Genomic DNA, 5,003 nt, shown 5'->3' with positions numbered 1-5,003 from the left:
GTGGCGCGCCCGACCTCCAGCCCCGAACGGACCAGCAGGCCCGCCAGCTTGTCGGCGGCGGCCGGGTCGGCGGCGGCGGAGCGCGACAGGACATAGGCGCCGCGCCCGCCCGAAATCCCGTCGCGGTGGAAGGCGTAGAAGTCGCTGAGCAGCTTTTCGCGGTCGCGGGCGGCGGTCTCGATGGTCGACAAGGTGGCGGTCAAATGGCCCTGAACCGTGTCGGCGTAGGTCAGCATCTCGCCGGACGAACGACGCGCCAGCAGACCGCGCGACGAGCCCTGCTCATAGGTCATGGAGACGGCGCCGAAATAGGCGGGCCAGCCGTCGCCGTAGCCGGGATAGAAGGCGTCGAAGGTCTCGCGTGTGAAATAGTCCAGCCCGGCCTGGTCGAAGCGCCCGGCGGTGTTGCGGCCGAAGCGCTCGCGCGCGTCCAGGATCGGCGGATAGATCCACGGGTTCAGCGGCTGGGCTTCGGGCGGGAAGAAGAAGCTGGAGTCGGTGCCCATCTCGTGGGAATCGACCACCACCTGCGGGCGCCATTCGCGGATGAGGGCCGAGTGGCCCTGCGTTTCCGGCTGGGACTGGATGAACCAGTCGCGGTTCAGGTCGAACAGATTGTGGTTGAAGCGGCCGGACGGCCACGGCTCGGCCCGCTCGGCCGACAGGGGGTCGCCGTTGGGCTGGGCGCCCAGACCCGCCTCGAAGCTGTTGATGAAGCGCTCGCGCCCGTCGGGGTTCTGGGTCGGGACGAAGACGACCACGACGTTCTCGAGCCAGCCCTGCGCCTCGGCGTCGAGGCCGTCGGTCAGGCGGCGCGCGGCGGTCAGGGCGGCGTCGGCGGGGCTGATCTCATTGCCGTGGACGGAATAGGCCATCCAGACGATGGCCGGGGTGTCGTTGATCAGGGCGCGGGCCTGCTCAGGGCTGGTCTTGCGCGGATCGGCCAGGGCGTTGGTCGCGGCCTTGATGGCGTCCAGCCGGGCGATGTTGCGCGGCGAGCCGACGGCGGCCCAGAACAGGGGGCGGCCCTCCCACGACTGGGCGTAGTCGCCCATGACCATGCGGTCGGGATTGGCCGTCCGCAGCGCCTCGAAATAGCGGCGCACGTCGGCCGAGCGGGTGATGCGCTCGCCGCTGTCGTGGCCGACGACGGCCTGAAGCGCGGGCGGGTTCTGCTGAGCCAGGGCGGGCGCGGCGCCCAGGGCCAGGCTGAGCGCCAGCAGAGAACAGGCGGCGCGGCGACGAGACGACATTGGAAAACTCCCCCTACGGAGCGACGACCTTAACCGTGGAGCCGAGGGGAAGGGAAGCGGCGTCGCGCCGTCATTTCTTTGGGTTTCGATCCGGAACGCGACGGAGATCTGGTCGGACCTTCAGACCAGCGTCGCTGGTTCAGGGTGCGCCCTTATGGCGAATGGGTCGATGTCGTGAACCGGCCTATGGGGCGTGATCTCCCGTCGCAAACGTGTGTTTCCTCCATGATCTCCCTGCAGAACCTCGAAGGCTCCGTGGTCGTCGTTTCCGGCGCAGGCAGAGGGTTGGGCGCGGCCCTGGCCGTCAGTCTGGCCGAAGCGGGGAGCCGGCCGATCCTGTGCGGACGCAATCGCGAGGCGCTGGAGAGCGTCGCCTCGACCATTCTGGAGCGCACGAGCGTTCAGGCGAAGGTCGTTGAACTCGATCTCGGCGACGCCGCCAGCGTGGCGCGGGCCGTGGCGCAACTGAAGGCCGAGCACGAGGTCGTCGACATCCTGATCAACAACGGGGCGATGTGGCTCGAAAGGAGCGAGGAGGATCATCGTCCCGAAGAGGTTCTCGGGGTGATCAACGCCGCCGTCTCAGGAACCTTCCTTCTGACGCAGGGGCTGATGCCCCTGCTGCGCGGATCGAGCCGCCCGGACATCGTGACCATCGGGTCGATCAGCGGCCTGCCCGGCGCGGCGATCCAGACCACGTCCGTGCCCTTCTACGCCGCCAAGCGCGCGCAGGCCGCGCTTGCAGAGGGCTTCGCCCAGATGCTGGCCGGGACGCCCGTGCGGTCCCTCGTCGTTCACCCGCCCTATCTCGATGACGTCGAGCCGGGCGCAGAGGCGTGGGAGGCTGCGTCCGAGCGCGGCAAGGGCGAGCGCGCCACCAATCGGGACATCGTGGAGGCGGTGCTGTTCGCCGTGACGCGGCCCCGGCACGTCTCCCTGTCGATCACCGTCGACGCCGACGAGGGCGGGCGCTTTTCACGTCTCTAGGCGCCGATGACCGCCTCTGCGGGCGGTCATGCGCTGATGTCAGATAGCGAAGGTCGTTGACAGCTTCATACAGTATGTCGCATACACTGTGTGTCACACACTATGTGACGACAGGTGAGGCGACGCCGTGGATCGGGAACTGTTCGAGACGATGCGGCTGGAGCTGCGGCGCGGGACGCTGGTCCTGGCGGTGCTCGCCTGCCTGCGGACCGAACGCTACGGCTACACCCTGCGTCAGGCGCTGGCGGCGGACGGGCTGGAGATGGAGGAATCCACCCTCTACCCCCTGTTGCGGCGGCTGGAGGGACAGGGGCTGCTGACCAGCGAATGGCGCGAGGAGGAGAAGCGCAAGAAACGCTTCTACGTCCTGTCGCCGGGGGGCGAGGCCATGCTGGCCGCCCTGACCGATGAATGGCGCGGCATCAATGCCTCGCTGGAACGAATTCTCTAAAAGGGACGGGAGAGGGCGCGATGGACATCATCGAACGCTATCTGGAGGCCGTGGCAGCGCAGTTGCCGACCGAGGACCGCGAGGACATCGTCGCCGAACTGCGCGACCTGATCCTGAGCCGCGTCGAGGCGCGCGAGGAGGAGTTGGGCCGGGCGCTGACGGATGATGAGAAGGAGGCGATCCTGCACGAGATCGGCCACCCGCTGATCGTCGCCGCGCGCTATCGCAAGGGGCCGGACAGCCTGATCGGGCCGGAGCTGTTCCCCTATTGGCTGTTCGGGGCCAAGGCCGGGCTGATCGTCATTGCGGCGGTGCAGGTTCTGGGGCTGCTGATCAGCGTGCTGGGCGCGCCGGCCGATTTCGGGCGGGCGATCAGCCAGGCCTTCCACGGCTTCTTCTCCGGAGGGCTGACCCTGCTGGGGGCGCTGACCCTGGCCGGGGCGATCATGGAGCATTACGACATCAAGCCGAAGTGGCTGACCAAATGGCGGGTGCGCGACCTGTCGGCCTTCGGTCTGGCGGATCCGGCGAAGTGGGGCGCGTCCCTGTCGGGGTCTGAGAAGGCCAAGGCTGAATGGTTGCCGAAGGGCGCGCGCGTCTGGGGCGTGACGGTGAACGACAAGCCGGGGCTGGAGGCGCTGGCCTCGCTGATTGTCGGCGGCGTCTTCGTGATGTGGTGGATCGGCGTGATCCGCTTTCCGGGACTGGGTGAGTTCTCCTTGAGAAGCGGCGCGGTGGGGATCGAGGCGGCGCCGGTGTGGGCGGCCCTCTACGGCCCCATCCTGGCCCTGGCCGTCGGCGGCATGGCGGTGGACGCGGTCAGCCTGATCCGAGGACGCGAGGGGCGGCTGACCTGGCTGCTGAAGATCCCGCTGGCGGGCGCGGCGCTGTGGGTTCTGTGGCGGCTGTTCGATGCGGGCTGGTGGTTCACCCTGACCCAGGGCGCAGCGAGCGCCCGCGTCGAGGGTGGGGCGATGAACATCAATCTGGACGCCCTGCGCGCGGTGAGCGAGGCCAGTCGTGACCTGGATGGCACTGCCCTGACGCTGGGCACGGTGCTGACCTGGGTGTTCGCGGTGATGGCGATCAGCTTCGTCGTCAATATCGCGACCTATGTCTGGCGGTTCGCGACGACGCGCGAGGGGTGAGCCGTTGAGCTGCGGCGCCGTCATGTCCGAAAACCGCGAGACAGGGCGGCGCGACGGGCGCATGTTGCGGGCATGGAAAACGCCCGCGACATGCTGGATCAGGAGGCCTGCTACCGGGCCGTCCTGACGCGCGACCCGCGCTTCGACGGGCGCTTCTTCACTTGCGTGAAGACCACGGGGATCTATTGCCGCCCGGTCTGTCCGGCGCGGACGCCCAAGCGCGAGAACATGCGCTTCGTCGCCAGCGCGGCGGCGGCCGAAGAGGGAGGCTTCCGCGCCTGCCTGCGCTGTCGGCCCGAGACGGCGCCCGACATGGGGGCCTGGCGCGGGACGTCCAATACCGTCAGCCGGGCGCTGAACCTGATCGAGGCGGGCGCGCTGGATGGGGGCGACGTTGACGCCCTGGCTGCGCGGTTGGGCGTGGGCGAGCGACACCTGCGCCGCCTGTTTCGTCAGCATCTGGGGGCCGCCCCGGTCAGCGTGGCCCAAACGCGCCGCGTCCTGCTGGCCAAGGCCCTGATCCACCAGACCGACCTGCCGATGGCCGAGGTCGCTATGGCGTCCGGCTTCGGCAGCGTGCGGCGCTTCAATGAGACGTTTCAGGCCCTGTACGGACGTCCGCCGTCGGCGTTGCGAGCGCGAACCGAGCGGCCTTGGGATGGAGGCGTGCGGCTGAGCCTGCCCTATCGCCCGCCCTATGAGGCCGAGGCCATGCTGAGCGCCCTGAAAGCGACCGGCGAGACGGTTGAGGGCGGGGTCTGGCGTCGTGTTCTGACCCCGGCGACGGATGGGGCGACGGGCGAGGTCTCGGCCCGGTTCGAGACCGGAAACCGCCTGGCGGTCACGGCGGCGCTAGATGATCTGAAGGCCCTGCCGGGGGTGCTGGCGCGAGTGCGGCGGTTGTTCGACCTGTCGGCCGACCCTGAGGCGATCCGGCGCGACCTGGCGGCGGACCCCTTGCTGGCGCCGCTGGTGAAGGCGCGGCCGGGGCTGCGTCTGCCGGGCGTCTGGACGGATGAGGCGTCCGACATGGCCAGCGATCGCCTTGAGGACGAACGGCTGGCGGGGCGGGCCGAGCGATGGCGGCCCTGGCGGGCCTATGGCGTGCTGCACCTGCGTGAGGCGGGGATCGACGGCATGACGATCATGGAGAACGACGATGAA

General features: G+C 69.2%; 5 protein-coding genes. 4 read left to right on the top strand and 1 reads right to left on the bottom strand.

Annotated elements, in window-relative coordinates; genetic code table 11:
• The coding region (locus tag RT567_RS11565; RefSeq protein ID WP_313576500.1) for a M14 family metallopeptidase at positions 1 to 1,253 on the bottom strand (1,253 nt) is incomplete at its 3' end.
• Between the two features lie 225 nt (positions 1,254 to 1,478).
• Here RT567_RS11565 and RT567_RS11560 point away from each other — a divergent pair.
• The 4 genes from RT567_RS11560 to RT567_RS11545 form a co-directional block, all read left to right on the top strand.
• Positions 1,479 to 2,240: an SDR family NAD(P)-dependent oxidoreductase gene (locus RT567_RS11560; protein WP_313576499.1), complete on the top strand. Its 762-nt coding sequence runs from the start codon at positions 1,479 to 1,481 to the stop codon at positions 2,238 to 2,240.
• A 127-nt stretch (positions 2,241 to 2,367) separates the two neighbouring features.
• The gene (locus RT567_RS11555) at positions 2,368 to 2,691 is read left to right on the top strand and encodes a helix-turn-helix transcriptional regulator (protein ID WP_025978615.1); all 324 of its coding nucleotides are present in this window, start codon (positions 2,368 to 2,370) and stop codon (positions 2,689 to 2,691) included.
• Positions 2,692 to 2,711: 20 nt separating this feature from the next.
• Complete coding sequence (locus RT567_RS11550) at positions 2,712 to 3,839, top strand: hypothetical protein (protein ID WP_313576498.1); 1,128 nt, start codon at positions 2,712 to 2,714, stop codon at positions 3,837 to 3,839.
• Between the two features lie 72 nt (positions 3,840 to 3,911).
• The coding region (locus RT567_RS11545) for an Ada metal-binding domain-containing protein (protein ID WP_313576497.1) at positions 3,912 to 5,003 on the top strand (1,092 nt) is incomplete at its 3' end.

The sequence above is a fragment of the Brevundimonas sp. genome, from assembly GCF_032107865.1.
Lineage (GTDB): Bacteria > Pseudomonadota > Alphaproteobacteria > Caulobacterales > Caulobacteraceae > Brevundimonas.
Note: the sequence above shows the minus strand (reverse complement) of the source record. Positions and strands in the feature narration are given on the sequence as shown.